The organism is Plantactinospora sp. B5E13, assembly GCF_039871775.1.
Lineage (GTDB): Bacteria > Actinomycetota > Actinomycetes > Mycobacteriales > Micromonosporaceae > Plantactinospora.
This window is the reverse complement of sequence record NZ_JBDPLT010000003.1, coordinates 182,400-209,335: the sequence shown is the minus strand read 5'-3', so window position 1 is coordinate 209,335 and position 26,936 is coordinate 182,400. Positions and strand designations below refer to the sequence as shown.

The 26,936-nt window shown below is 71.0% G+C and carries 23 protein-coding genes; 13 read left to right on the top strand and 10 right to left on the bottom strand.

Annotated elements, in window-relative coordinates; genetic code table 11:
* Nucleotides 1-328: 328 nt before the first annotated feature.
* The 3 genes from ABGB05_RS04655 to ABGB05_RS04645 all read right to left on the bottom strand — a co-directional run bounded on the left by ABGB05_RS04655 (nucleotide 329) and on the right by ABGB05_RS04645 (nucleotide 3,209).
* Nucleotides 329-1,162 carry a M23 family metallopeptidase gene (locus tag ABGB05_RS04655; RefSeq protein ID WP_347651877.1) on the bottom strand — a complete coding sequence of 278 codons (834 nt, stop codon included), beginning with the start codon at nucleotides 1,160-1,162 and terminating at the stop codon, nucleotides 329-331.
* Nucleotides 1,163-1,224: 62 nt separating this feature from the next.
* The gene (locus tag ABGB05_RS04650) at nucleotides 1,225-1,827 is read right to left on the bottom strand and encodes a helix-turn-helix domain-containing protein (protein WP_347651876.1); all 603 of its coding nucleotides are present in this window, start codon (nucleotides 1,825-1,827) and stop codon (nucleotides 1,225-1,227) included.
* A 65-nt stretch (nucleotides 1,828-1,892) separates the two neighbouring features.
* A complete protein-coding gene (locus ABGB05_RS04645; RefSeq protein WP_347651875.1) occupies nucleotides 1,893-3,209 on the bottom strand; it encodes an MFS transporter in 1,317 nt (438 codons plus the stop codon).
* Between the two features lie 153 nt (nucleotides 3,210-3,362).
* Between ABGB05_RS04645 and ABGB05_RS04640 the strand changes: the two genes are divergently transcribed.
* Nucleotides 3,363-4,166 carry a phosphoglyceromutase gene (locus ABGB05_RS04640; protein ID WP_347651874.1) on the top strand — a complete coding sequence of 268 codons (804 nt, stop codon included), beginning with the start codon at nucleotides 3,363-3,365 and terminating at the stop codon, nucleotides 4,164-4,166.
* A 59-nt stretch (nucleotides 4,167-4,225) separates the two neighbouring features.
* Here ABGB05_RS04640 and phoU read toward each other — a convergent pair whose 3' ends face one another.
* The gene (gene phoU, locus ABGB05_RS04635) at nucleotides 4,226-4,864 is read right to left on the bottom strand and encodes a phosphate signaling complex protein PhoU (protein ID WP_347651873.1); all 639 of its coding nucleotides are present in this window, start codon (nucleotides 4,862-4,864) and stop codon (nucleotides 4,226-4,228) included.
* A gap of 242 nt (nucleotides 4,865-5,106) precedes the next feature.
* Between phoU and ABGB05_RS04630 the strand changes: the two genes are divergently transcribed.
* Complete coding sequence (locus ABGB05_RS04630) at nucleotides 5,107-6,423, top strand: ATP-binding protein (RefSeq protein ID WP_347651872.1); 1,317 nt, start codon at nucleotides 5,107-5,109, stop codon at nucleotides 6,421-6,423.
* A gap of 29 nt (nucleotides 6,424-6,452) precedes the next feature.
* The gene (locus tag ABGB05_RS04625) at nucleotides 6,453-7,136 is read left to right on the top strand and encodes a response regulator transcription factor (RefSeq protein WP_331214460.1); all 684 of its coding nucleotides are present in this window, start codon (nucleotides 6,453-6,455) and stop codon (nucleotides 7,134-7,136) included.
* Nucleotides 7,137-7,247: 111 nt separating this feature from the next.
* On the opposite strand, the gene ABGB05_RS04620 is transcribed toward ABGB05_RS04625, so the two are convergent.
* Nucleotides 7,248-8,168, bottom strand: a complete 921-nt coding sequence (locus tag ABGB05_RS04620) for a hypothetical protein (protein WP_347651871.1) — start codon at nucleotides 8,166-8,168, stop codon at nucleotides 7,248-7,250.
* A 54-nt stretch (nucleotides 8,169-8,222) separates the two neighbouring features.
* Here ABGB05_RS04620 and ABGB05_RS04615 point away from each other — a divergent pair, with 54 nt between their 5' ends.
* The 6 genes from ABGB05_RS04615 (at nucleotide 8,223) to ABGB05_RS04590 (ending at nucleotide 14,674) form a co-directional block, all read left to right on the top strand.
* Nucleotides 8,223-9,170, top strand: coding sequence for a Ppx/GppA phosphatase family protein (locus ABGB05_RS04615; protein WP_347651870.1), 948 nt, complete (start codon nucleotides 8,223-8,225; stop codon nucleotides 9,168-9,170).
* 109 nt (nucleotides 9,171-9,279) lie between these two features.
* Complete coding sequence (locus ABGB05_RS04610; protein ID WP_347651869.1) at nucleotides 9,280-10,098, top strand: sugar phosphate isomerase/epimerase; 819 nt, start codon at nucleotides 9,280-9,282, stop codon at nucleotides 10,096-10,098.
* Nucleotides 10,099-10,250: 152 nt separating this feature from the next.
* Nucleotides 10,251-10,673 (top strand): SCP2 sterol-binding domain-containing protein, encoded by a 423-nt coding sequence (locus ABGB05_RS04605; RefSeq protein WP_347651868.1) that lies wholly within the window; start codon nucleotides 10,251-10,253, stop codon nucleotides 10,671-10,673.
* Nucleotides 10,670-12,718, top strand: coding sequence for a glycogen debranching N-terminal domain-containing protein (locus ABGB05_RS04600; RefSeq protein ID WP_347651867.1), 2,049 nt, complete (start codon nucleotides 10,670-10,672; stop codon nucleotides 12,716-12,718). Before ABGB05_RS04605 ends, ABGB05_RS04600 begins: the two co-directional genes overlap by 4 nt.
* Before the next feature lie 367 nt (nucleotides 12,719-13,085).
* Complete coding sequence (locus tag ABGB05_RS04595) at nucleotides 13,086-13,871, top strand: winged helix-turn-helix domain-containing protein (RefSeq protein WP_347651866.1); 786 nt, start codon at nucleotides 13,086-13,088, stop codon at nucleotides 13,869-13,871.
* Complete coding sequence (locus ABGB05_RS04590; protein WP_347651865.1) at nucleotides 13,868-14,674, top strand: hypothetical protein; 807 nt, start codon at nucleotides 13,868-13,870, stop codon at nucleotides 14,672-14,674. The genes ABGB05_RS04595 and ABGB05_RS04590 overlap by 4 nt, the downstream gene beginning before the upstream one ends.
* 80 nt (nucleotides 14,675-14,754) lie before the next feature.
* Here ABGB05_RS04590 and ABGB05_RS04585 read toward each other — a convergent pair whose 3' ends face one another.
* Entirely contained in the window at nucleotides 14,755-15,540 is a 786-nt protein-coding gene (locus ABGB05_RS04585) for a permease-like cell division protein FtsX (protein WP_347651864.1), read from the bottom strand.
* Nucleotides 15,541-15,655: 115 nt separating this feature from the next.
* Between ABGB05_RS04585 and ABGB05_RS04580 the strand changes: the two genes are divergently transcribed.
* From ABGB05_RS04580 to ABGB05_RS04565, 4 genes are read left to right on the top strand one after another with little or no spacing between them, the layout of a single operon-like run.
* The gene (locus ABGB05_RS04580) at nucleotides 15,656-16,603 is read left to right on the top strand and encodes a hypothetical protein (RefSeq protein ID WP_347651863.1); all 948 of its coding nucleotides are present in this window, start codon (nucleotides 15,656-15,658) and stop codon (nucleotides 16,601-16,603) included.
* The gene (locus tag ABGB05_RS04575; RefSeq protein ID WP_347651862.1) at nucleotides 16,600-17,760 is read left to right on the top strand and encodes a hypothetical protein; all 1,161 of its coding nucleotides are present in this window, start codon (nucleotides 16,600-16,602) and stop codon (nucleotides 17,758-17,760) included. The genes ABGB05_RS04580 and ABGB05_RS04575 overlap by 4 nt, the downstream gene beginning before the upstream one ends.
* Before the next feature lie 31 nt (nucleotides 17,761-17,791).
* Nucleotides 17,792-19,312: a hypothetical protein gene (locus tag ABGB05_RS04570; protein ID WP_347651861.1), complete on the top strand. Its 1,521-nt coding sequence runs from the start codon at nucleotides 17,792-17,794 to the stop codon at nucleotides 19,310-19,312.
* Nucleotides 19,309-20,715, top strand: a complete 1,407-nt coding sequence (locus ABGB05_RS04565; RefSeq protein WP_347651860.1) for an AAA domain-containing protein — start codon at nucleotides 19,309-19,311, stop codon at nucleotides 20,713-20,715. Before ABGB05_RS04570 ends, ABGB05_RS04565 begins: the two co-directional genes overlap by 4 nt.
* Nucleotides 20,716-20,762: 47 nt before the next feature.
* Here ABGB05_RS04565 and ABGB05_RS04560 read toward each other — a convergent pair whose 3' ends face one another.
* From ABGB05_RS04560 to ABGB05_RS04545, 4 genes are all read right to left on the bottom strand, one after another.
* Nucleotides 20,763-21,479, bottom strand: coding sequence for a hypothetical protein (locus tag ABGB05_RS04560; RefSeq protein WP_347651859.1), 717 nt, complete (start codon nucleotides 21,477-21,479; stop codon nucleotides 20,763-20,765).
* A 196-nt stretch (nucleotides 21,480-21,675) separates the two neighbouring features.
* Complete coding sequence (locus ABGB05_RS04555; RefSeq protein ID WP_347651858.1) at nucleotides 21,676-22,482, bottom strand: alpha/beta hydrolase; 807 nt, start codon at nucleotides 22,480-22,482, stop codon at nucleotides 21,676-21,678.
* Nucleotides 22,483-22,557: 75 nt separating this feature from the next.
* On the bottom strand, nucleotides 22,558-23,628 hold the full coding sequence (locus ABGB05_RS04550; protein ID WP_347651857.1) for a sigma-70 family RNA polymerase sigma factor: 1,071 nt from the start codon (nucleotides 23,626-23,628) through the stop codon (nucleotides 22,558-22,560).
* Nucleotides 23,629-23,733: 105 nt separating this feature from the next.
* Entirely contained in the window at nucleotides 23,734-26,862 is a 3,129-nt protein-coding gene (locus tag ABGB05_RS04545) for a DUF3427 domain-containing protein (RefSeq protein WP_347651856.1), read from the bottom strand.
* Nucleotides 26,863-26,936: the final 74 nt, after the last annotated feature.

Below are 26,936 nucleotides of genomic sequence, written 5' to 3'. Positions count from 1 at the left end.
ACGAGGCTCGGTGTTGCCCCCTACGACGTCGGAAAAACGCTGCTTGCACCCGATGTGACCGGCGAGACAGCGGTCCTGGGTTGTGTGGCAGATCCGGCGACAACTAACGTTATTACGCGCGTCGCGCTCGGAATCGTTCGGGGGAACGGCGGATCGATCAGATTCGTGCACCGGGCGGCGACGCTGGGGGACGGGTGGCGCACGAGGCCGTTGGGGGACGGCGCCGCCACCTGTAACCGGCGGTGTGTGCGGGCGGCGTTTACGGGGGTGAGCGTCGCCCGCCGCCGCCGGTCCATCTGAAAATCCCCTTTCGTTTTCCCCGTCCCGTTCAGCTGCCCGACACCCGGGTCGGCCTCAGTATTTTGGTCGGCTTCGGCGTTCCGGCGGTGAAGGTCTCGGTGTTCCGGGGCACACCGATCTCCCGCCAGGTGAACGGAATTCCCCGGGCCACGTCCAGGTCCGGTGCGTCCATCAGTTGGAAGTGCACGTGCGGCTCCGTCGAGTTCCCGGAGTTGCCGCAGCGCGCCACCGGCTGTCCGGCCACCACCCGGTCGCCGGCCCGGACCAGCAGTGATCCACGCCGTAGGTGGGCGTACGCGGCGAAGACGCCGTCGCCGAGGTCGAGGACCAGATGGTTGCCGAGGACCTGTCCCGGGCCGACCAGGTCCCGCAGGGACGCCTCGACGATCAGATAGAGCAGTGCCGGCCAGGAGTTGCGGCTGAGATGGTCCCGGTTGCGGTCGACCGCACGGACCACGGTGGCGACGGCGTACAGCGGGGAGTCGAAGGCCGGGAAGTCGCGGTTGCGGCGCATCAACGGCCACCAGCCGAAGCTGGGGCGGGAATCCTCGGTCGGCTCCGCCACCACGTCGATCGCGTACGCCTGTCCGTAGGCCCGTACGCCGTGGCTGGGCACCTTGTCGGCCGGGCTGTTCAACGCCGACCAGCGGCCGGCGACCGGGGCGAGGACCTCGACCGGTCGCGCCGGCCCGGCCGCCTCGCTCGGGGTGAGCAGCCGACCGGTCACGAACCGCAGGATGATGGCGAGCCCGATCGGCACCCAGCCCCAGAGCCAGGAGATGTCGACGACGAACTGCGCCGCCAGCAGCGCGAGGAACGCCAGCCAGCAGAGCCGGTGTAGGACCATCAGGACCTTGGGCACGGTGAAAGCTCCTTCCGGTGGTGGGGGCCGACGCCGGCGGGTCGGTCAGGGCGCCGGTCGGGTCACGGTCGGGCGGCGGCCAGGACGACGAGCAGCGGCACCACCCGGCCGGGCGGAACCTCGTAGCGGCCCCGGGTCGGGCTGTGCAGCCAGCCGGCGGCGGCCAGTTGCCGCAGGTGGTGGTACGCCTGCCCGGTGGTGCCCAGCCCGTCCAGTTCGGTGAGTTCGGTGACCGTACGACGACCGCCGAGGATCTCGCGGAGCAGTCGCATCCGGACCGGATGGCCGAGCGCGGCGAACGACTCCGCCGCCTCGGTCCAGTCGACCTCGTCGAGAACCGTCCCGGTGAGCAGGCCGTACTGCCAGTCGTACCGCTCGTGGGTGGGGAGCCGGACGGTGCCGGTGAAGAGGATCCCGCCGTCGTCGGCACCGAGGTCGGCGAGCTGGCTCTTCAACCCTTCCAGGGCCCAGAAGTCCTGGTCCGGCCGGTGGCCGGCGCGGTCGCGCCCGCCACCTCCCCTCGTCGCGTCGGGGGAGGAGCCGGTCGGCCCGCCCGTGCCGGTCGTGTCCGGCCGCTCCGAGATGGCCGCGAGCTGTCGTGCCAATTCGTCGATCCGCTCGGTGAGCCGGCTCTCCAGTTCCGCCAGCCGTTCCTCCCACTCCATACATCGGAGATTACGTAACTACGTAATCTCCGTCAATGCTGGGAGTGTCGGTTGGCTCCCATCGCTCAGGCGTTGGCCGGTGCGGCCGCCGGGGTCCGGTCCGCACCGGAGGGTCGCGGCGCGGCGGACTCGACGTACGCCGACTCGAGTACCCGCAGGTCGCGGGCCCGGCGCTCCCGGGCGGGGCCGGAGACCAGGTGGGCGACGGCGGCCACGGCGGCGACCGCCGCGCAGCCGAACCAGAGCGCCGAGTTGCCGAACTGCTGCCGGACGAACCCGCCGGCCACCGGGGCCCCGAAGGCCGCCAGCGACCAGGAGAGCGAAAAGAGCCCCTGGTAGCGGCCGCGCAGGGTGGACGGCGACAGTTCGGCGATCAGCGTCGAGTTCGACGGCGAGTTCAACATCTCGCCGAGGGTCCAGATCACCACGGTGAGCGCGTAGAACCACGCCCCGTCGGCGAACGCGGTCAACCCGAAGCCGAGCCCGACCAGCACCGCGGCCAGCGCCAACACGTTCGACCGGCCACGTCCCCGGATCAGTCGCGGGATGAAGAGCTGGCCGACGACGATCAGCACCCCGTTCACCGCGATGACCGTGCCGTAGGTGGAGGGCGACAGACCGTCCTGTCCCATCGCGATCGGCAGCATCGAGATGTGCTGCATGAAGATCAGCGCCAGCAGGACGTTCACCGCCACGAAGCCGACGAAGACCCGGTCGGTCAGGGCGACCCGCAGTCCACCCCGGTGCGGCGCGGCGCCGTCCGGCTGGTTGGCGCCGGGGCGGACGTCCCGCAGCCGCCGGGTCTCGCCGACCTTCAGGAAGATGATGGCGGCGGTGGCCAGCGTCGTCGTCGCGTCGATCACGAAGAGCAGCAGGTAGCTCGCCTCGGCGGCCAGCCCGGCGAGGATCGCCGCGGAGGCGAAGCCCAGGTTGATCGCCCAGTAGTTCAGGGTGAAGGCGCGCAGCCGGTCCTGTTGCGGTACGACGTCGACCAGCATCGCGCCGAAGGCCGGCCGGGCCCCCTCGGCGAAGACGCCGAGCAGCAGCGCGCCGAGCGCGACCAGCCACAGCGGCCGGGCCAGGCCGAGGGCCAGCATCATGGTGGCCGCGCCGACGTGGGCGGTGAGCAGGGTGGGCCGCCGCCCCCAGCGATCGGCGAGGACGCCGCCGGTCAGCGTGCCGACCGCGCCGCCGGCGCCCCAGAGGCCGAGCACGATCCCCGCCTCGAACTCGGAGAAGCCGCGTACCTCGGTCAGGTAGATGGCCAGGAAGATGACGACGAAGGCGCCGAGTCGGTTGACCAGCGTGCCGGCCCAGAGATACCAGAAGGTCCTCGGTAAACCGCCTGTCGTGTCCCGGAACCAGTTCTGGACCGTCCGCACCCCGTGCCCCCGTGCCTCTGTAATGACCACTAGCTGTCAAACGCCTTACGAAGCTAGCCGGAGGCGACATCGCAGGTCACCCGGTTTTCCACGTGTCGGTCGTCACCCAGGGTCGCCGCATGTCGCACCGGCCGGTCCGGCAGGATGATGCCCATGAGTAGGAGCACGAGTACTGGACCGGAGGGCGCCCCGGTGGCGGGCGAGGGCGCCGCGGTGGGCACGTTGGTGCTGCTCCGGCACGGCGAAAGCGACTGGAACGCGAAGAACCTCTTCACCGGCTGGGTCGACGTGGACCTGACCGCCAAGGGAGAGGCCGAGGCCCGGCGCGGCGGCGAACTGCTGCGCGAACACAACCTGCTGCCCGACGTGATGCACACGAGCGTGCTGCGCCGGGCGATCCGCACCGGCGAGCTGGCGCTCAACGCCGCCGACCGGCACTGGATCGCGGTCCGCCGCTCCTGGCGGCTCAACGAGCGGCACTACGGCGCGCTGCAGGGCAAGAACAAGAAGCAGACCCTCGACGAGTACGGCGAGGAGCAGTTCATGCTCTGGCGCCGGTCGTACGACACCCCGCCGCCGCCGATCGCCGACGGTGACGAGTGGTCCCAGGTCGGCGACCCGCGCTACGCCCTGCTCCCGCCCGAGCTGATGCCCCGGACGGAGTGCCTCAAGGACGTCGTCGACCGGATGCTGCCGTACTGGTTCGACTCGATCGTGCCGGACCTGCTGGCCGCTCGTACGGTGCTGGTCGCCGCGCACGGCAACTCGCTGCGGGCGCTGGTCAAGCACCTCGACGACATCTCCGACGAGGCGATCGCCAAGCTGAACATCCCGACCGGCATCCCGCTGCGCTACGACCTCGACCGGTCGATGCGTCCGCTGGTCGCCGGCGGGGCGTACCTCGACCCGGAGGCCGCCAGGGAGGCCGCCGCAGCGGTCGCCAACCAGGGACGCTGAACCCAGGACACAGGCCGGGACGGGCCCCTTCCGCTGTCGGAAGGGGCCCGTCCCGACCGTCACATCTCGCCGGTGACCAGGTAGACGACCCGCTGGCCGGCGTTCACCGCGTGGTCGGCGTACCGCTCGTAGAAGCGGCCGAGCAGTGTCGCGTCGATCGCGGTCTCCACCCCGTACGGCCACTCGTCGTCGAGGACGATCGCGAAGAGCTGCCGGTGCAGCTCGTCCATGGCGTCGTCGTCCTGTTCCAGTTCGGCGGCCAGGTCGGCGTCGGGCTTGGAGAGGACCTCGGCGATCTTGCCGGCCATCCGGTCCGCGGCCTTGGCCATCTCGGTGAAGACGCCGCGCAGCTCGGCCGGGACGGCCGGGGACGGGTGCCGGCGTACCGCCGTCTTCGCCACGTGGTCGGCGAGGTCGCCCATCCGCTCCAGGTCGGCCGCGACGTGCAGGGCGGTGATCAGGGCCCGCAGGTCGGAGGCGACCGGCGCCTGCCGGGCGAGCAGGTCACAGACCCGCTCCTCGACCTGCCGGAAGATGGAGTCGATCTCCGCGTCGCGGTCGATCACCCCTTCGGCGGCCTTCCGGTCCGCGGTGAGCAGCGCCTTGGTGGCCTGACGCATCGCCACCTGCACCGCCTCCGCCATGTCCACCAGGAGTTGGCTCACGATGTTCAGGTCGATCCGGAATTCGTCGCGCATGATCACGTCCTGCTGGTCAGTTCGCCGGGAGGCGACCGGCGTACCACCGGCCGGGTCGGCGGTGGGCCGGCCCGGCGACGGTACGGATGAACGAGGGTCCCGACAACGGTAGGGCGAGGCGACGGCTCCGAGGTGAACCTCGGTGAACGGCACCCGGCCGGACGGTGAACATTCGCGGATGGCCGCGTGATTCGCCCAATTTTGCCTGGTCGATAGGTTAACGATGACCCTACGATCGCCGCGTGGACTGGGGGGTGGTGGCGGGCGTCGTCGGAGGACTCGGGCTTGGCCTGTTCTTCGGCCCGTTCCGGCACCGACTCAACGGGCGGGGCCGATCGTACGACACCGGACAACCCAGGCCCCGGCCCGACATTCCCCGACAGGTCGGCCCAGCGAGCGACACACGTAACAGGAGGCCGGCGATCGGCAACGAGGAACAGGCCGGCGGGCTGTCCGGTCTCGGCCGCAAGAGCCTGGACTCGCTCCGGGTCGGTGTTGTCGTCCTGGACGCCCAGGACGTCCCGGTGCTGGTCAACCCGGCCGCCCGGGCGATGGGGCTGCTCCGGGTCGGCGCCACCCCGGGTACGGTCGCCGCGCATCCGATCATCCGTACCCTGGCCGGCCAGGTCCGCCGCACCGGGGTGCGCCGCGAGGTGGAGCTCGACCTGCCCCGGGGCCGCGACGGGGGCATGCAGGACCCGCTCGGCGTGCACCTGCGGGCGATGGGACTCGGCTCCGGGTACGTGGCCGTCGAGGCCGCCGACGTCACCGAGTCACACCGGGTCGCCCGGGTACGCCGGGACTTCGTGGCCAACGTCAGCCACGAGCTGAAGACCCCGATCGGGGCGTTGCAGCTGCTCGCCGAGGCGCTGCTGGACGCCACCGACCAGACCACCGGAAACGGCACACTGGACCCGTCGGAGGACATGGCGGCGGCCCGCCGGTTCGCCGAGCGGATCCAGCACGAGTCGACCCGGCTCGGCAAGCTCGTCAACGAGCTGCTGGAACTGACCCGGCTGCAGGGCGCCGAGCCGCTGCCCGACCCCGACCCGGTCGCCCTGGACTGGGTGATCGCCGAGGTGCTGGACCGGACCCGGACCGCCGCGAACGCCCGCGAGGTCACCGTGGCCGTCGAGGGCGAACGGGACCTGACGGTGTACGGCAGCGACGGCCAGATCGCCACCGCGGTCAGCAACCTGGTGGAGAACGCGATCGCCTACTCCGGCGAGCGGACGAAGGTCACCGTCGCGGTACGCAGCAGCGAGGAGCACATCGAGATCGCCGTCACCGACCAGGGCATCGGCATCGCCCCCGACGACGTGGGCCGGATCTTCGAACGTTTCTACCGGGCCGACCAGGCCCGGTCGCGGCAGACCGGCGGCACCGGCCTCGGCCTGGCGATCGTGAAACACATCGCGACCAACCATGGCGGTCGTGTCGAGGTGTCCAGCACTCTTGGTGGTGGCTCCACGTTCACCCTGCGGCTGCCGGCCCGACCGCCGGACGCCTTCCTGCCGCCAGCCCCGTCAGTTGAGATCGAGACCGATCCGGTCGGATAGTCCGACGCGCGAATCAGAAAGGAAAGTCCGTGGCCCGCGTACTCGTGGTCGAGGATGAGGAGTCGTTTTCCGACGCCCTCTCCTACCTGCTGCGCAAGGAGGGATTCGAGGTCTCGGCCGCGGCGACCGGCACCGACGCGTTGACCGAGTTCGACCGCACCGGCGCGGACATCGTGCTGCTCGACCTGATGTTGCCGGAGATGTCCGGCACCGAGGTGTGCCGTCAGCTCCGCCAGCGTTCCCAGGTGCCGATCATCATGGTCACCGCCCGGGACAGCGAGATCGACAAGGTGGTCGGCCTGGAGATCGGCGCCGACGACTACGTCACGAAGCCGTACTCGCCGCGTGAGCTGGTCGCCCGGGTCCGGGCCGTACTGCGGCGGCGGGGCAACGAGGCCGTCGAGGTCAGCACTCCGACCCTGGCCGCCGGCCCGGTCCGGATGGACATCGAGCGGCACGTGGTGACCGTCGACGGCGCCCCGGTGCAGCTGCCGCTGAAGGAGTTCGAGCTGCTGGAGTTGCTGCTCCGCAACGCCGGACGGGTACTGACCCGGGGGCAGCTGATCGACCGGGTCTGGGGTGCCGACTACGTCGGCGACACCAAGACCCTGGACGTGCACGTGAAGCGGCTGCGGTCGAAGGTCGAGCCGGAGCCGTCCGCGCCGAGGTTCATCGTCACCGTCCGCGGACTCGGCTACAAGTTCGAGCCGTAGGCCGGCCGCACCCCGGCGGGGCCGTGCGGCATGCGGTCCGTGTGGTCCGCTGGGCGGCGGGCCGAGATTCGGTGGTCGCCGGCGCCGGTCGGGTGGGCGGCGGGCCGAGGTTCAGTGGTTGCCGGCGCCGGTCCGCTGGGCGGCGGGTCGGCGACGACCGGCGGCGGCCTTCGGGCTGGCCGGCTCCCGGCCGCCCTCCTCGCGGTGCACGACCACCGGGTCGGCCTCCGCGGTCGCCGGATGCGTCGCGACCAGGCCACGCCGGGCCCGTTCGCCGCAGATCTCCGCGAGTTTGGCGTACGCCGCCTTGCCGACCAGTGCGGTCAGCTCCGGCTCGTACGAGACGTACATCGGCTCGGTCCCGACGTGTGCCTCCGGCGACGACGTGCACCACCAGTCGAGGTCGTGCCCGCCCGCGCCCCAGCCCCGCCGGTCGAACTCGCCGAGCGTGGAGACCAGCACCTTCGTCCCGTCCGGACGCTTCACCCAGTCCTGGTCGCGACGGACCGGCAGCTGCCAGCAGACGTCCGGCTTGTACTCCAGCGGATGGACGCCGTCGCGCAGCGCCTGGGCGTGCAGCGCGCAACCGCCGCCACCGGCGAAGTCTGCGTCGTTGAGGAACACACACGGGGCGTCCTCGGCCCGGGTCGCGGTACGCCGGGCCGGCGACTCGCCGTCGACCGAGTCCATCTCGGTGTAGTTCTTGAAACCGCGCCGGTAGTGCTGCCAGGTCTGCGGGGTGAGCCGCTTCACCGCCGCCCGGACCCGCTTCTCGTCGTCGGCGTCGGTGAAGAACGCGCCGTGCGAGCAGCAGCCGTCGGCGGCACGACCGGCGATGATGCCGTGGCAGGTCTGGCCGAAGACGCAGGTCCAGCGGGACAGCAGCCAGGTCAGGTCGGCGCGGATCAGGTGCTCCGGGTCGGCCGGGTCGGGAAACTCGATCCACTCCCGAGGAAAGTCGAGCGGGACCTCCCGGCTGCGCGGGTCGGCGGGGTCGTCGACGATGATCCGGAGCTGGTTGCGTGCTGCCACCTGGTCAGCGTACGCCCGCGACCGGCGTTCCGACCTGCGTCTAGGGTGCAACTCATGCGACTCGGCGTACTCGATGTCGGCTCCAACACGGTGCACCTGTTGGTGGTCGACGCCCACCGGGGGGCCCACCCCTGGCCGGCCCATTCGGAAAAGGCGGTGCTCCGGCTCGCCGAACAGATCGGCCGGGACGGCTCGTTGCGCAGAGAAGGAGCGGACGCACTGGTGGCGGCGGTGAACGAGGCGAAGATGTCGGCGGTCCGGCTGACCGCCGACGACGTACTGGCCTTCGCGACCTCCGCGGTCCGGGACGCCACGAACGCGCCGGAGGTGCTGGCCCGGGTCCGCAACGAGACCGGCGTACGCCTGGAGGTGCTCTCCGGTGCCGACGAGGCCCGGATGACCTTCCTCGCCGTACGCCGGTGGTTCGGCTGGTCGGCGGGGCGGCTGCTGGTGCTGGACATCGGCGGCGGCTCGCTGGAGATGGCGGCCGGGATCGACGAGGTCCCGGAGTTCGCCCTCTCGCTGCCGCTCGGTGCCGGCCGGCTGACCCGGGAGTGGTTGGAGCTCGGGCCGGACAGCGGCGACACCCCGTCCAGCCAGGCGGTCGCCAAACTCGAGGAGTACGTGGAGAGCCTGCTCGGCCCGGTGGTCGACGACATGGTGGGAATCGAGTGGGACCGGGTCGCCGCCACCAGCAAGACCTTCCGGACCCTGGCCCGGCTGGCCGGGGCGGCACCGTCCGGGGCCGGGCTCTGGGCGCGGCGCAGTCTGACCCGGACCGGGCTGCGTCAGGTGATCGGCTTCATCCGGCACATGTCGCCGAACCGGCTCGCCGAACTGGAGGGGGTCAGTGCCCGGCGGGCCCACCAGCTGCTGGCCGGGGCGATCGTGGCCGAGGCGGTGATGCGCCGGCTCGGCGTGCAGAGCCTGGACATCTGCCCGTGGGCGTTGCGTGAGGGGGTCATCCTGCGCCGGCTGGACCAGCTGGAGGCGTCCGGGTAGTCGGGCAGCTTTCTCGATGTCGGCCTGAGCTGCTGTTCTGCGGCTTCCCGGGCGATATGCGACGACTCGTCCCGGGTGGTGGGCGCCGGAGCGGGCTACCCTGAAGGACGTGACCACCCGCGTACTGCTGTCCAGTTCCTCGGTCTTCCCCGAGCCGACCGCGGCCGCCTTCGAACTGGCGGCGGCGCTCGGCTACGACGGCGTCGAGGTGATGGTCTGGACCGACGCGGTCAGCCAGGACGCCGGGGCGCTGCGCGGGCTGGCGAAGCACTACGGCGTGCCGGTCCTGTCGGTGCACTCGCCCTGCCTGCTGGTCACCCAGCGGGTCTGGAGTTCCGACCCGTGGGAGCGGCTGCGTCGGTCGGCGATCCTGGCCGAGACCCTGGAGGCGCCGACCGTGGTGGTGCACCCGCCGTTCAGCTGGCAGCGTGACTACGCCCGGTCGTTCGTCGACGGGCTGGAGCGGCTGGCGGCCGGGCACACCGGGATCCGGTTCGCTGTCGAGAACATGTACCCGGTCCGGATGGCGGGTCGGAAGTTCGTGCCGTACCAGCCGGGCTGGGACCCGACCGACACCGGCTACGACGCCTACACCCTGGACATCTCGCACTGCGCCGCCGCACAGACCGACGCGTTGGCGATGGCCGACCGGATGGGCGGCGGGCTGGCCCACGTACACCTGGGGGACGGCACCGGCGAGGGCCGGGACGAGCACCTGGTGCCCGGCCGGGGCACCCAGCCCTGCGGCGAACTGCTCGCCTCGCTGGCCGGACGCGGCTTCACCGGCTCGGTCGCCCTGGAGGTCTCCACCCGGCGGGCCCGCAGCCGCGCCGACCGGGAGGAGGACCTGCGGGCGGCGCTGGCGTACGCCCGCGAGCACCTGGCCGCCGGTACGCCCGCCCCGGTCGACGCGCACACCGCCGGCTGACCCGGTCCTCCCGCCGGGTCTTCCGTGCCGCCGTTTTCCGGTCACATCGCCGGGTAACCGCGATCTGCTCCACCGGACGGGCGCGACCCGGGCCGGCGGACGCAGCCGATCCGTGGTCGCGAACCAGACCTTCGGGACGGAAGGGGGCACGGGTGAGTGACAGGCGCGATGCGGACGAGGACGTCGCGGCGTTCTTCGCCCGGGTCGCCCGGTGCGGCGTCGAGCCCCGACTCAGCGGGGTCACCGGCGGCATCCGATTCGAGATAACCGAGGACCGGGACTACCGGCAGCGCGACGGCGGGGACATCGAGTACTGGGTCGTCACGTTCGACGACGGTCGGGTCCACGTCCGGGCGGGTCAACATCCCGCCGACACGGTCGTCCGGGTCGGCCGGCCGATCCTCCTCGAAATGATCAACGGTCGGATGACGCTGGTGCAGGCCTGGGCCGGTGAGCGGCTGGTGGTGTACGGGACACCGGCCAAGTTCCTCCAGTTCTGGCTGATCCCGCATCTTGTCGCCGGCGAGCCGGGCGCCGACCATCCCCGGGAGTTCGTGCGGAGGCACCGGCGATGAGCTCCGACGCGGTACGCATCCTCGACGGCAACATGTTCCTGGTCAGCGCTGCCAACGGCGACATCGAACCGTCGCGGTCGTTCCCCACCGGCCTGTTCACGCTCGACATCCGCCACCTGTCCACCTGGAAGCTCACCATCGACGGCGAACCGCTCACCGTGCTGTCGGTGGACCAGCCACACTACTTCGAGGCGACGTTCTTCCTGGTGCCCGGCGAGCCGACGCTCTACGTGGAGTCCGAGGTGACGATCGTCCGGCAGCGCGACATCACCCGCAGCATGTGCGAGTGGCTGACGGTGCTGAACCATGGCGTCGACCCGGTCGATCTGACGATCCGGGTCGAGGCCGGCTGCGATTTCGCCGACCTGTTCGAGGTGAAGAACGTCGAACCGAAGGTGGGCGACTTCTCCACCGAGATCGGCGCCGACCGGCTCACCTTCCACTACCGGCGCGACATGTACGCCCGCTCCACGGTCATCTCGGCCACCGGTCCGGTCGAGGTCGACGAGGACGGCTTCACCTTCCGGGTGCACGTCGAGCCGGACGGCAGGTGGACGACCCACCTGCACGTGGAGACCGTCGGGTGGGACGGTCGCGACATCCGGACGACACTGCAGGGTCAGGCCCGACGGGAACGCCCGAGGCTGGTCCATGAACTGCAGATGTGGCTCGACGAGATGCCCCGACTGGAGTGCGACCACGACGAGTTCGAGGTCACCTACCAGCGGAGCCTGGTCGACCTGGCCGCGCTCCGGTTCCGGCCGCTGAGCGGACAGGCGGCGTTGACGGACTACGACCCGGAGTACCGGGTGCCGGCGGCCGGTCTGCCGTGGTTCATGAGCGTCTTCGGCCGGGACAGCATCCTGACCTCGTTGCAGACCCTTGCCTACGCACCGCATCTCGCAGCCTCGACGCTGCGGGTGCTGGCCCGGGCGCAGGCGGTGGCGCTGGACAACTTCCGGGACGCCGAGCCGGGGAAGATCCTGCACGAGATCCGGTACGGCACCACCGCCGCCTTCGCCGAACAGCCGCACACGCCGTACTTCGGCTCTGCGGACTCCACCCCGCTGTTCGTGATCCTGCTCGACGAGTACGAGGCGTGGACCGGGGACAGCGACCTGGTGCGACTGCTGGAACCGCAGACCCGGGCCGCGCTGGCCTGGATCGACGAGTACGGCGACCTGCTCGGCAACGGCTACCTCAGCTACCAGACCCGCAACGAGCGGACCGGACTGGTGAACCAGTGCTGGAAGGACTCCCCGAACGCGATCTGCTACCGGGACGGGCGGCTGCCCGGCCTGCCCCGGGCAACCTGCGAGCTGCAGGGGTACGCGTACGACGCGAAACTGCGGGCCGCCCGGCTGGCCCGCGAGGTCTGGCACGACCCGGCGTACGCGGACGAGCTGGAACGGTCGGCGGAGGAGTTGAAGCGGCGGTTCAACCGTGACTTCTGGATCGCCGACGAGGGTTACTACGCCCTGGCGTTGGGGCCGGACGGCGACCAGGTCGACGCGCTCTCCTCCAACATCGGCCACCTGTTGTGGAGTGGCATCGTCGACGAGGACAAGGCGGACGCGGTCGTCGGGCACCTGATGGGGCCGCGTCTACATTCCGGCTGGGGGATTCGGACGCTGGCCGAGCACTCCGCCCGGTACAACCCGATCGGCTACCACACCGGCACGGTGTGGCCGTTCGACAACTCGTTCATCGCCTGGGGTCTGCGCCGGTACGGGTACCGGGCGGAGGCGGCCCGGATCGCGCGCGGCATCTTCGAGGCGGCGTCGCACTTCGACGGGCGGCTGCCGGAGGCGTTCGCCGGGTACGACCGGAAGACGTCCGCCGCTCCGGTCGAGTACCCGACCGCCTGCAGCCCGCAGGCGTGGTCGACCGGGGCGCCGCTGCTGTTACTGCGGATCGTGCTCGGGCTCAACTCGTCCGGCGACGAACTCGCGGTGGACCCCGAGGTGCCCCGTGAACTCGGCCGGGTGCGGCTGAGTCACATTCCTGGCCGGTGGGGCCGCGGGGACGTGGACTTCCGTCCCTGAGTTCCCTCCGGGCGCTGCCTTCCCGGGGCCTTCTCCTGGTCGACACCACCCGCCTCTGCCACGTGTTATAAGTATTATCTGAGGAGGACGGATAATGCTTATATCGGCGAACATCTGGCGCGCGTTGATCGAAGCCGGGATCACCGCTGTGCCGGTTGACGCGAGCCAGGTCGAACTCCGCCACGGTGAGCGGCGGAGCACGGTTCCCGTCTTGGCCTTCTCGGTGCCGCTGAATCCCAGCGATCTCGGACGGTTTCCGGGATGGCGGACTCAGCCGGTGCTGCTGATCGTTCCGTCGGCTTCGGCTGCTGTGCAGGCGTTGCTGGAGGAGGCCGGCTGGTCCTGGCTGGTCGATGATGATCACCAAGTGCGCGGCGTGATCCACATCGCGGGGTACCGGGTCGAACTCGGCCACGGGAAGAAGGGCCGTTCGGGTGGGCCCGGAGCCCGCCAGCGTCGGCCGGGTCGGCTGCCCTGGGGTGCGTTCGCCCTGCTACGCCGACTTGTCGAGCGGCCGTTCAGCACTCAGTGGCAGTTGGCGGAGCTGGCGGGGATCTCCCAACCGCGGGTGTCCCAGACGCTCCGGATGCTGACCGACCACGGGCTTGTGGAACGGGACGCGGCCGGCTGGCGGGTGCGGGACTTCGACGAGGCAACCCGGTGGTGGCTGGCGGAGTACCCAGGCCCTGGCGGCCTGCGTACCTTCTGGTACGGCCTCGACTCCCCGGTGTCCCAGGCGCGCGCGGTGATCGAGCTCGCTGACCCGGCCACCGGCTGGCCCGACTCTGCCCACATCCGGCCCTCGGCTGTGGTCTCCGGTGACGTGGCCGCTGACTTCATAGCGCCGTGGCGTAACCCGGGACGGGCGATTGTCTACACACGTGCGGGGCTCGACCTGGCCGCCGCCGGCTTCGTGCCCGCGTTGCAGGAGGACTCCACGCTGGAGTACGTCATCCCCGAAGACCCGGGTGTGTGGCCCCCTGCGGTGACCGACCTGGGACCCCCTGCCGGCTCGCTGCCGCTGGCTGATCCGATGCAGATCCTCTGGGACATGTGCCGTGTGCCAGGCCCGGATACGGATGAGGCGGTCACCCGCCTGTGGGAGGCGTTGCGTAGCCGCAGCCGGCTCGCCAACCGAAAGGACGCGGCGTGAAGGACCCGGAGCCGACAGACGCCATTTCCCTCTCGGTCGCGTCCACCAGCAGGGCGGCGGATGCCGGTTACCGAACCCTCGCCGACCTGTCCGAGATCGCCGCCGAACTCGGGATCGACTACCGGATCGTCGGCGGGCACATGGTGACACTGCTTGTCGCCGCCTACGGCGTCGCGGACCAGGTGCCGATGCGGGAGACGGCCGACGCGGACTTCGCCGCGTTGCCTTCGGTCATCGCTGATCCTCGTCTGCCGACGGCGCTGACTGGGCGCGGCTATCTGACCCGAGGCGCGGCGAACCGGTTCGTACGTGAGCGAGCGGACCGGTACGGACCACTCGAGTTGGTCGTGGACGTGCTCGCGCCCTCCTATCGGGGTGCCCTGGTACCCAACCAGCGTCACGGCGACCTGGTCGTCGACGAGGTGCCGGGACTGCTGTTGGCGTTGCATCGCCCTGGTACCACGGTGGATCTCCGGGTTCGTCTCACGGCTGGCGACGATCTCCGTACCCGGCTGGTGCTGCCGGAGCTGACGTCGGCAATATGCGTCAAAGCCTTCGCCTATCGAGGGCGGTTCGCCGACAAGGATGCGGTCGATCTCTGGCGGCTGCTCAACGCGGCCTACGTCGCCGGGCTCCGTGCGTCGGACTGGCCGACCAGCGTTACCGGCCGACAGGCGGGACAGGTGCTGTTCCGCTTCTTCGGTGCTCCGAACGCAACCGGCCTCAAGCAGGTCTCGAACCTCTCCGGGGAACGGACGCGGATGCAGGCACTTGTCCGGCAGGTCGTCACACCAACCCACTGACGTGGGCGAGAACGGTCGAAGCGCCGCCTGTCCCACGACGCGAAGACAGGCGGTCGCGCAGGATCGGGTCAGATCGCCAGCTATCGGGGTGGGATGAGCACCCGCTCGACCCACGGGGTACGGCACAGGTCGTCGTCGAGGTCGGATCCGGTGACCTGTGTGACGGCGGCGGCGTCGGCCAGCGTCACCCGCAGTCGCGACTGGAGCAGGTCAGGCCGGAGCTTCGTCAGTTCCGCGAGTTCGTCGGCGTTCAGCCCGTACCGCTGTCGGAGCCCGTCGGTGGCCTGCGTGCGGGTTTCCCGTACCACCCCGGTCACGCCGGGGAAGGCTTCCAGTCTCGCCAGGATGGCCTGCTGCTGTGCCTCGTCGGCACCGTCGGTCAGGACCACCCAGATCTCGTTCGGCGAGACACCCTGCAGCGGTGGCAGCGCATCGACACACTCGCTCACCGCGCCGTCACCGGGCTTGCCGGGGAGAACGACGTCGTCCACGCCTGGCAGGGCGAGCAGTTCGGTACGGAGCGGGCTGGCTGCGGCCCGGTCGAACGCGGCCCGGTCGCGCACGGTCAGCATCAGGGACTCCGGCAGCGACTCCGGGTTGACCTGGGCGAGCATCTCCGGCCGGTCCTTGAAGAGTTCCTTGAACCGCTGGTACGCCTGCTCCCGGGACTCGAACCTGACCTCCGTCGCGCCCGGTACGGCCCGCAGCCGCGCCTCGATCGCCTGCTTCTGCTGCTCCGTGACGTCCTCGGTCAGGAAGACCGAGATGGGGGCCGCCGGCTCGGTCGGGGGACCGTCCGCGGTGCAGCCGGCGAGGCCGGCACCGAGCAGGGCCGCCACCAGCACGGCAGAAGCTTTTTTCCACATGGCCCGGCAGGGTAGTCGAGGCCGTCTATCCGGGACATCGGATAACTCCGTGGGTGCGACACGCGGACATAGGGGTCTTTGCTGGAAAAGACTGGAACTTGTACGCTCACGCCTCATGGCGGAGTCCGTGGAGGTGCTGGAACGGCGGATCGACGCCCTCCGGGCGGAGGTACGTCGTGCCGTGGTGGCTCGGGACAATCCGCGTACCCGGGCGCTCCGGGCCGAACTGCGGGCCGCCGAACGTGCCTGGGAGCAGGCCATCACCGACCTCGCCGACACCGCCGAGTCCGTGGTCGCCGAGCCTGCCGGTCCCGCCGCCGTGCCCGGGCAGGCCGGCCGGGCCGCCGGCTCGTCGCGGTCCACCCGGGCGACCGGCTCGCCGCAGGCCGCCCGGGCAACGGCTTCGACGCGCGCCGGACGGGCCGGCGCCGGTGGCTCGCTGCTGCCGGTCCGGGAACAGGTGCACCACGCGTTGACCCTGCTCTGCGTACCGGCCGCGTCGAAACTGATCGCCGACGTACACGAGGCGTTCTTCGACGGCGGAGGGCTCGACGGCGGAGGGCACGGCCTGGCCCCGGCCCGCCTCACCCACCTGCGCCGGGACGAGCGACGGTCGTACGAGACCGCCCGGCACTCGCGGCCGTACTATCTCTGCGCGGCGCTGACCGCCGACCACCTGACGCCGGCGCGCGGCCTCTTCGGGGTCTCCACCTGGCCGCTGGAACGGCGGATCGTCGGCCCGCTCAGTCCCCGGGTCGACTTCCTCACCGCGGCGGTCCGGATCGCCGAGCGGGCGGCCCGGATGCCACAGCCGAACCCCCAGCTGACCCGGCTGCTGTGGCGGTTCGCGACCAACATCCCCGGCGCGTCGGCCGGGCAGATACCCGGCACAGTGGACACAAGGGTGATCATCGAAGCTGCGGAGCACGAGCGTGAGGTGCACGCCGAGGCCGACCGGGCCCACCGGGCGGCGGCGGCCGACCGGGCCCGCCGGCACCTCGACGACGTCGCGCAACTCTTCGGCCACACGCTGGACCGGGTCAGGGAGACGAGGACGGCATGACGAGCAGCATCACCAGCACCGGAGTCGGCACCACCGAGCGGCTGGCCGCGATCCGGGGCGGTACGGCACCGAAACGGCACAACGCCCGGACCATCGCCGCGCTCACCCGTAATCCCGGCTGTGCCCGGCGGGCCGTACTCGACTGTGCGGGAGTGGACAAGCAGCGGCTGGCCGCGTACGTCGACTTCCCGGCCCGGTTCGGCCAGTCCGGGTTCGCCATCGCCCGAGGCAACGCGTTCGAGGCGCAGGTGAAGGCGAACGGCGCCGCCGAACTGCTGGCCCTGCTCCGGGAACGGCTCGGACTGCCGATTCCCGAGGTGGCGTACGACGACCTGGAGTCGGTGACCGGCCGGGAGAAGGAGAGCGCCGAGGTCCGGTACGCCCGCTCCCGGGCCCTGCTGACCCGGGCCGCCGCCGGGGCTGACGACGCCGGCACCCTCTTCGACCATCCGCTGCTCCGGATCGACGTCGCCGGGCAGCCGGTCTACCTCGAACCGGACCTGATCGCCTTCCAGGCGGGAGGCCGGTTCCACGTCGTCGAGATCAAGTCGTTCGCGGTGGTGGACGGGCAGGCCGACGCGGGAAAGGTCTCCTCGGCGGCGATCCAGTCGGCGGTCTACGTGCTGGCGATGCGGGAACTGCTGGCCAGCGCCGGATTCGACCCGGAGATCGTCTCGCACGACGTGATCCTGGTCTGCCCCCGGGACTTCTCCAACCAGCCGACCGCGGTGCTGATCGACGTACGCAAGCAGATGGCCGTGCTGCGCCGGCAGCTGAGCCGGATGACAAAGGTCGACCAGCTGCTGGCCGCGCTGCCGGCGGACCTCAGCTTCGACCTGGCGCCGGACGCGGCCGGGGTCCCGACCCGGGAGCCGGCGGCGGTCGCCGACGCGCTGCGGGCCGTCGACTCCCGGTACGCGCCGGACTGCCTGGCCGTCTGTGAACTGGCGTACTTCTGCCGGGACGAGGCACGCGGCTGCACGGCGGCACTCGGCCCGTCGACCCGGGAGGCGCTCGGCGGCATCGAACACGTGGAAACCGTGCTCGGGCTGGCCGGTGAGACCCTGGAACCGGCCGAGGAGCAGGCGGAGGCCGCCGCGCTGCTGCGGGCCGCCGCCCGGCTGCGCGCCGAGGTCCTGGCCGGGGCGCCGGCATGACCACGTCGGCGCGGATCGGGACTCCGGCCGGATGAGTACGTTGACCGCGCTGGCCCGGGCCGAGGCGGTCGCGGCCGGACGCGCCCAGCGGACCACCACCGTCCGGCACCTGCACCTGGGCGCCCGGCCGCTGGTGGTGATCCCGCTGGCCATGGCCGGTGAGGCGAACGCCCCGCTCGCCGCGCTGGTCGGCACCGACCGGGACAGCCCGAGGCTGCTGTTCGTACCGCAGCCCCGCAACCGTGACCAGCGGTTCGGCTTCGCCGCCGAACTGGCCGGGATCGTCCTGCCCTACCTGACAGGCTTCCGGGGAGTCGCCGAGGCGGTCGCGGTCAACCGGGGCAAGGAGGTCCGGCACCGGTACGTCGACGCGCCGCAGCTGCTGGTGCCGAACTCGACCGGAATCCAGTTCATCCGGCTCTTCGGCCGGTCGACCCGGTTCCGGCGTACCGACGGGGACTATCCGGTGCATCCGTCGGTGCCGGTGCTCGGCCGCTGGCTGACGTTCCTCGCCGACCGGGCCGAACATCCCGGCTCCTGCCTGCTGCTCGGGCTCACCGAGGCGTTGACCGCGCACTGGGCGACCGGACAGTCCCCGCTGGAGGACAACCACCTGCCGGCGCTGCTCGGCTGGATCGACCCGCCACCCGGGCTGACCGGGGCCGAGGCGGCGGCGCTGGCCGAGGATCCGGTGAGCTGGCCGCCGGCCGGGCCGCTGACCGACCCGACCTTCGACAACGAGGTACTCGCGCCGGCGATCGCCGACTACGAGGAGGCGGCCGACGACCCGGTACGCCGGACCCGGGCCGCCGACGTGCTCGCCGACGCGCTCCGGTCGCAGCTCGAACCGACCTGGCGGCTGATGTGGCAGGGGCTGGACCTGCTCCGGGCGCTGCCGCCGGGCGGGCGGGTGGAGCAGCGCTGGGCCGAGGACCGGGACGCGTTCACCAACTTCATCCTGTACCTGGAGGAGGGCGGCTTCCCCCAGCCGCGTCGGGACGGGGCGGTCACCGCCGCGACCCGGCTGCACCGGCTGGAACGGGCCCTGCAGTCGTACGCGGTCCAGCGGGCGTACGACGATCCGCTGGTGATGGCCGACCACCGGCTGAGCGGCGAGGCGTTTGTCGGCACCGTCGTGCTGGCCGACCCGAACCGGATCGACGACAGCGGCAAACGGCGGGTACTGCGTCCCCGGATCATGCTCCGGACCAGCGACCCGGTCCAGATCATCCCGGGGGCGGCGGTCTTCTCCCCCGACCGGCCGCAGCAGAAGGCCCGGGTGGTCTTCGTCAACCCGGCGTCGGACGGGTCCGAGGGGACCGAGCTGGTGCTGGAGCTGACCGGCGGCCTCGGCCGGGCGTTGACCCCGGCACCGGGGAGCGTGCCGGAGGTCGGGAACCGGCTCTGCTACACCACACTCTCCGACGGCTTCATGCCGCCGGGCGAGTTCCCGGACCGGGAACAGACGCCGTGGACCCACGGCGGCCCGCCGACCGCGTACGAGGAGCCGGTCGAGCCGACCGCCGACGACGCCCGGGAGGAGTGGGCATGACAACGTCGCCGCCACAGCGCTGGGTGCTGCCCGGTACGCGGAATCTCGGAGTGGTGGCGCCGCGCGCCAGCCTCGACCCGGGTGCGGCGGAGCCGCCCGGAGTACGGGCCGACCGGGCGGTCGCCGCCGTCCTCGCCGACCTGCACGACGGGGAACACCGGGGCGTGGTGGTCGACTCGCCGCCCGGCGCCGGGAAATCGACGCTGGTGGTGAAGGCAGCCGGCGAGCTGGCCCAGGCCGGTGAGCCGCTGATCGTGGTCGCCCAGACGAACGAGCAGGTCGATGACCTGATCGAACGGCTTGCCCAGGCGCAGCCGGAGCTGCCGATCGGGCGACTGTCGGCGAACGACTACTCGGCGAGCGAGCGAATCCAGAACTATTCGACGGTCCGGGTCGCCGCCAAGGTCGCCGACCTCGGTGCGTCGTCGGTGATCATCGGTACGGCCGCGAAGTGGGCGATGGTTCCGGAGGGCCGCTGGCCGTGGGCGATCGTCGACGAGGCGTACCAGATGCGCTCGGACGCGCTGCTGCGGGTGGCGAGCCGGTTCGACCGGGCCCTCTTCGTCGGCGACCCGGGCCAGCTCGACCCGTTCTCCACAGTGGACACCGAACGCTGGCTCGGACTGACCTGGGACCCGATGCAGTCGGCGGTGGCCGCGCTGCTGCGACACAATCCCGACCTGCCGGTGCACCGGCTGCCGGTGTCGTGGCGGCTGCCCGCCTCGGCGGCCCCGGTGGTGGCCGAGGCGTTCTATCCGTTCACCGGCTTCTCCGCCGGGACGACGGCGGAGCAGCGGTCACTGTCGTTCACCACCGCCGGATTCGGTGGCGGGCCGGTGGACGAGGCGCTGGAGTTGGCCGCCGCGACCGGCTGGGCACTCTACGAACTGCCGGCCCGGCACACGTTACGTACCGACTCGGAGGCGGCGGCGGCCTGCGCCAAACTCGGATTGCGGCTACTGGAACGGGGCGCGGTGGCGGTCTCGGAGCGTACGCCGCAGGGGGCTCCGGTGACCGCGGACCGGATCGCGATCGGGGCCGCGCACCGCGACCAGGTCGCGGCGATCCGCGCCCGGCTCGGCATGGCCGGTGCCGGGATCACCGTCGACACCGCCAACCGCCTCCAGGGCCGGGAGTACGACGTCACCATCGTGCTGCACCCGCTGTCGGGACGGCGGGACGCGACCGGATTCCACCTGGAGGCGGGGCGGCTGTGTGTGCTGGCGTCCCGGCACCGGCACGCCTGTGTGGTGGTGGCGAGGGCGGGGATCAGCGAGCTGCTGGACGCCCACCCGTCGACCGAGCCGGTGCACCTGAACGTACCGGTGAAGTTCCCGGACGGCTGGGAGGCCAACCAGGCGGTGATGTCCTACCTGGACGGCCGGCAGGTCGTCGCCGGCTGACCGGCAGCCGTGTGTGGTCGGCGCCGGCAGGGGAGGGCCGGCACCGGTCACACGCCGAGCGAGGCGCGGGTTGCCTGGACGATGTCGGACAGCTCCTCGAAGCAGTCGAAGCCCTCGTCGCCGTGGGCCAGTTCGACCCGGGCCATGTCGACCCCGCATTCACGCTGCCGCATCCTTACCAGCGGCTCGTCCACCAGGGAGACCGGGAAGGCCAGCGGGTCGAGGTCCCGCTCCAGGAGCCTCCCGACGCTCGCGCTGCCGCCACCGACCTGGAGCCACCCGTTCGTCCGGTCGTGGGCGACCACCCCGGCGGCGATTCCCCTCGTCCATTCGGTGAACAGCGCAGCCGCGCTGGGGGCGGCACGAACCGCCAGGTCGAGGGTGTCGGGGGGAAGCTCGTAGCGCCAGATCTCGCCCTCGTGCTCACCCGCGAGCACAAACGTGTAGAAGATGTACTCGAAGTGGAACAGCGGCATCTGCTGTCGCCAGGGAAAAGGCGTACCGATCGAGAGGCTCAGCAGGTCGAGCGGCTCACCCCCGGTCGGCCAGGCTTCGACCCATCCGCCGTTGGGCAGCAGCCGGTGCTCGTGCATTCCCTGGGAGGTCAACCAGGCCAGCTGCTCGGGCACCCGGTCCACCCCGAAGAGCCGGTAGACCAGCTCGGGCGGCTGCCCGGCCGGCGACTCCGCCGGCACCGGCCAGGCGAGGCCGGCAGCGGTCGCCGCCGTACGGTATCCGGCCACCGCGGCCCGGAGATCGCGCATGTCGTCGAGCATCAGGGGCCTCCGGCGGTGTGGTTCGGCGGCGCGGATCCTTCCCGTGCGCGGGAAGTTCCTGCCTGGCCAACGGGCGCGGGCCGGGCCAGGGTCCGGATCATCCTGCCCCACCTCGGGCGCCCGCGTCATCCCTCGATCTGTCCGGTAGCCGGGCCACGGCGGCGCGCCCGGCACCGCGGAGTGCTCAGCTGGCGCTGGGCGCTGATCCGGCGCGCCGGATCGGCATCCAGGTGGGCGGGTGATCGTTGCTCAGGAAGTCCGCGACCAACTCGGCGCAGAACTCCGGCTTCTCCTGCAACAGCAGGTGGGAGGCGTTTGGGACGATCGCGAGCTGCGAGTTCGGCAGCGCTTCGTACAACGCCACGGTGTGTTCCAGCGTCACCAGGTCGTCGTCGCCGGCCATCACCAGGGTGGGGCAGGTGACAGCCTCGAGGTCGGCCGGTTCCAGCCCGGGTTCCTCGTCAACCGCCCGGGCGATCTTCGAGATGACCACCGGGAAGTGGTCCGCACCGTCAGGCGACACCTCGGCGTACGCGGCGAGCAGCGGGGCCGGTGGCGTGCTGTCGGCGGTCGGCCGGAAGAGCATGCCGTCGGGGCGGTAGGCGCCGCTGACCAGCACCAGGCGGTCGACCAGTTCGGGGCGGCGTACGGCGACCTGGAGCGCGACCGCCGCGCCGGCGCTGTAGCCGGCCAGTCGGACCGGCCCGCCGACGGTCTTCTCGACGAAGCCGATGGTGTCCTGGGCCATCAGCTCGATCGTGATCGGCCCCGGTACGTCGGCGGTGTGGCCGTGGCCCCGACGTTCCGGCAGCAGGAGCCGGAACCGGTCGGCGAGCCGGTCCAGGTTGCCGGTGAAGCAGCGGCTGTCGGTGAGCCCACCGTGCAGCAGTACCAGCGGTTCGCCCGCGCCCCGCTCGTCGAACCACATGTGTACGCCGTTGACGTCCAGGTAGTCGGCCATCTTGTCGTTCCCCTCGTAGACGGTGTTCACCGGTTACTACGGGGCGGCGGCCGGAAACTCATCGGTGAGATGGCGCTGTGCGGGAAGTTGTTTGGTGGTTGACTGTTATGACTGGGAGTCATAATCATGCCTCTCAGTCATGTCGTCGAACCTGGACATGCGGCTCTCCTGAACATGCGGCCCTGCTGGACATGCCTCCCTGGACAGGCCGGCCGGCAGGCCGAAGACCGGGAAGAGCCGGTCGGCGTTGAGGTACGTCGTCAGTTCGGTGATCAGCCCGGCCGAGATGGTGACGACAACCAGCGCGAACGGCCGGTAGCCGGTCCCGTCGCCGGCCGGCCGGTACTGGCCGAACGCGGGTGTGCCGTTCGCGACGGTCGGCACCAACCGGGCACCGGCACAGGGATTGCCGGCCGCGCGCAGCATCTCGCGGATCTCGGCCCGGCCGCATCGCCACCAGACGAACGGCGGCATCGAGGTGGTGGCATCCTCGTGCAGCAGCGACACCAGGGTCTCGACGTCGTACCGCTGGAAGGCGTCGCAGTAGCGAGCCAACAGATGCCGCTGCTTGACGTCGAGCGGCCGGTACGGCTCGGCGGGCGGCGTCGCCCGCAGGGTCGCCCTGGCCCGTTGCAGCGCGCTGTTCACCGAGGCGACCGTGGTGTCCAGGAGTCCGGCCACCTCGTCGGCCTGCCAGCAGAGCACCTCACGCAGGATCAGCACCGCCCGCTGCCGGGGCGGCAGGTGCTGCAGCGCGGCGACGAACGCCAGCCGGATCGTCTCGCGCTCGGCGGCCACCTCCGCCGGGTCGCCGTCGAGTCGTAGCACCCGACCATCCGGGACCGGTTGCAGCCAGGCAGACTCCGGCAGTGGTGGACCGAGGTCGGCCCCGGGTCCGGCCGCCGGGCCGAGGTCGACCGCGCGGGCTCGACGCTGGGCGCCGCGCAGCATGTCCAGGCAGATGTTGGTGGCGATCCGGTAGAGCCAGGCGCGGAGTGGGGCGCGGTCAGGGTCGTACCGGTCCCGGTTCCGCCAGGCCCGGACCAGGGTCTCCTGGACTGCGTCCTCCGCCTCGAACGGCGAGCCGAGCATCCGGTAGCAGTAGCCGGTCAACTCGACCCGGTACGGCTCCAACTCCACTTCCACGGCACCATCCCTCCGCGCCGGGCGACACACCAGCCGCTGTGATCGGCCACGTGCGGTTGCGGCGCTGACGATCTGAGCACTATGGCCCCTATCCAGACCGTATAAGGTCCATCGTGCTCAGATCATCGACGGGCTTCAGGCGGCGATGGCGCGGGCGGCGGCGTACACGTCGGGTGGGAGGGGACGGTCGAGTTCCCAGATGACCCGCATCGGACGGTCGCCGGTGTAGGACCGGAACGTCATCGGGCCGGCGTACAGGTACGCCGGAACGCCCAGGTCGCCGTCCTTGACCTTGGTTTCACGTACGAAGAGGTGCACGGTCGAGCCCTGCTCGGCGTGCCGGATGTAGCGCTGCCCGGTCGGGGAGGCGGCCGAGGTGGTGCTCTGTGACTCCCACTGGAAGAGCCGCTCGGTGATGGCACGGTCGGCGTACATGGTGGTGGGCGAGTAGTGGTGTTCGGCCTTGACCAGCGTGACGAAGAAAAGGTCGGCCCGCTCCTGCTGGACCCACTTCACCCCTTCACGGAGTTGGGTCGGGTTCGGCACACCAAAGCCGGCCAACGCCTCGTCCCGGCTGTATCGGGCATGCACCCGTAGCGGCACGGCTGACGAGACCGGTCCGTGGGTGACCCGATGGATCTGCTCCTGCAGCACGTCGGCCAGCTCTGCCAGCTCGGCGCACCGGTCCGGGTGCTCCCAGAGTCGGCGCAGCCCTTCCTCCGTACGGTCGAGTGGGATCTTGTTGCCCCAGAGCGCGACGTGCAGCAGGTTGGCCAGCCGGCCCGGAGCTGGGCGCTCCCCGGCAGCGACCCGGCGGAGCAGGTTGATCCGATCCGGGTCGTCCAGGTGCAACATCCGGCCGATCGCGGCGCCGAGGATGGCGTCATCCGGGCCGGGCTCACCCCGACCCAGGCCGGCCCGGTGGCGGAGGCCGGCCCAGCCACCGATCGTCCGGCGGCGGTACAGGTCCGCCAACTCGACGCCGGTTTCCCGTAGGAAGGTGCCGAGGCTGACGTCTCCGAGTTCCCGCAGTTCATTCGTGAGGTTGTTGGTCGAGTTGGGCAGCGCCGACCTAAGGTTTGCCAGTACGACGTCCTTGGCCACCCGGTCCAGCTCGATGTGGCAGCCGCTGGGCAGGTGGGGGAAATCCTGGATGAGCGCCTCGGTCAGGGCGCGGCGACTCACCCCGGTCAGCGCCCGCCACCGCAGGTCGAACCGGAAGTTGGCGTGCTGCCCGCCGATGAAGTCGAGTACGGTCAGGCAGGCCTTGCCCTTGTCGAGGCGCAGGCCACGACCGAGCTGCTGGAGGAAGATGGTCGCGCTCTCGGTGGGCCGCAGCAGCAGGATCGTGTCGACCATCGGCAGGTCGACACCCTCGTTGAACAGGTCGACGGTGAAGAGGACCAGCAGCTCACCGGCACGGAACTGGTCGATCAGCCGGCGCCGGTCGGCCGGGTCGATTTTCGAGGTGACGGCAGCCGAGGGCACGCCGGCCCGGCTGAACGATGTCGCCATGAACTCCGCGTGGGCGACGCTGACGCAGAAGCCGAGCGCCCGCATCTGGCCGACCTCGACCTTGTCGCGTACGGCCTGGAGGACCTTCGCGGCCCGCGCGTCGTTGCCGGTGTAGAGGTTGCTGAGTTCGCCCTGGTCATAGCCCTGCCCCCGCCGCCAGCGCAGGTTCGACAGGTCAACATCGTCGTGTACGCCGAAGTACTGGAACGGCGCGAGAAGCTGCCGTTCCAACGCCTCCCAGAGATGCAGTTCGACGGCGGTACGCCCGTCGAACCAGTGCCGAACGTTCTGACCGTCGGCCCGGTCCGGGGTCGCGGTCAGCCCGAGCAGTTCACGTGGTTGCAGCCGCGCCAGCAGTCGGGTGTAGGTCGGCGCCTCCGCGTGGTGGAACTCGTCCACGATCACCATGTCGAAGCGGTCCGGGGGCAGGTCTTCGTCGCCGAGCCGGTGCAGGGACTGGACCGAGGCGAAGACGTACCGCCATTCGCTCGGCTTCTCACCGTTGACGAGGAGTTCGCCGAACGTGCCGTCGCGCAGCACGTGCCGGAACACCGACCGGCTCTGCCGGAGGATCTGCTCCTGGTGAGCGACGAAGAGCAGCGTTTTCGCCCGACCCTCGGCCCGCAGGTGCCGGTAGTCGAGGGCGGCGACCACGGTCTTTCCGGTGCCGGTGGCCATCACCACCAGGTTGCGGTGCCGGTCGTGGACCAGCCGCTCGGCTTCGAGGTCAGCGAGGATGAGCCGCTGGTAGCCGTACGGGTGGACGTCGATGTTGGCGATCTCGACGTTTGCCTCGACGGTGTCGATCAGCCGCTCGCCGCGCGGTAGCCGCTGCCGACGCTCGCCCTGCAGTGCCGCCTTCAACCGCTCGGCGTCCCGGGCCGGGTCGTACTCCTCGAAGGCCGGGTCATTCCAGTAGTCCGCGAACGTCGTCTCAAACGTGTCGATGACGTACGGCTGCTCCAGGCCGGAGACCCGGATGTTCCACTCCAGGCCGTCGACCAGGGCGGCCCGGGACAGGTTCGACGAGCCGACGTACGCGGTGGTCACCCCGGTCTCGCGGTGGAACAGCCACGCCTTTGCGTGCAGCCGGGTGGTCCTGGTCTCGTACGAGATCTTGATGCTCGCGCCCAGCTTGGCGAGCTGGTGGACGGCGCGTTGGTCGGTCGCGCCAAGGTAGGTCGTGGTGATCACCCGGAGTTCGCCACCGCGCTCGATCAGCTCGCGGATCGAGGTTTCGAGCATACGTACGCCCTGCCAGGTGATGAAGGCACAGAGCAGGTCGACCCGGTCCGCGGAGGCCATCTCGGTGTTGACCTCGTGGCCGATCCGCGGCTGGTGCCGACCGTTGACCAGCAGGGCGCCCGTTGACAGCGGGGTGGCCGGACGGGCGGGAAAGTGCGGCGTGGCCGGCGGCGTCGGAGGCTTCGCGATCGCGGTGAGAAGCTGCTGGTGCGCCTTCGCCACCTGGTCGTCGTCGGTGGCGGCCTGGGGTTCGAGTGCGGCGATGCTCTCGGCGATGCGGTTGGCCATGTCGACCTGCCGGGACAGCCGCTCGTTGTCGTCGCTGCCGCCGGCCGCACGCAACGCCCGCCGCACCAGGCCGGCGATGTGCCGGGTGAGGATGGTGTCGGCGTCAGCCGGATCGAGCCTGTCCCGTTGGACCAGGTCGGCCTTGATCTGTTCGAGCTGGCTCGCCACCTCGTTGGTGACCAACCGTTCGTGGATCCCGGGTGCCAACTCCGTCACCCGGGCGAGAGTAGCCCGTCCAGCACAGGCGGGAATCCCCCGTGTCGGCGTGTCTCACGTCCCGTCGGCCTCGG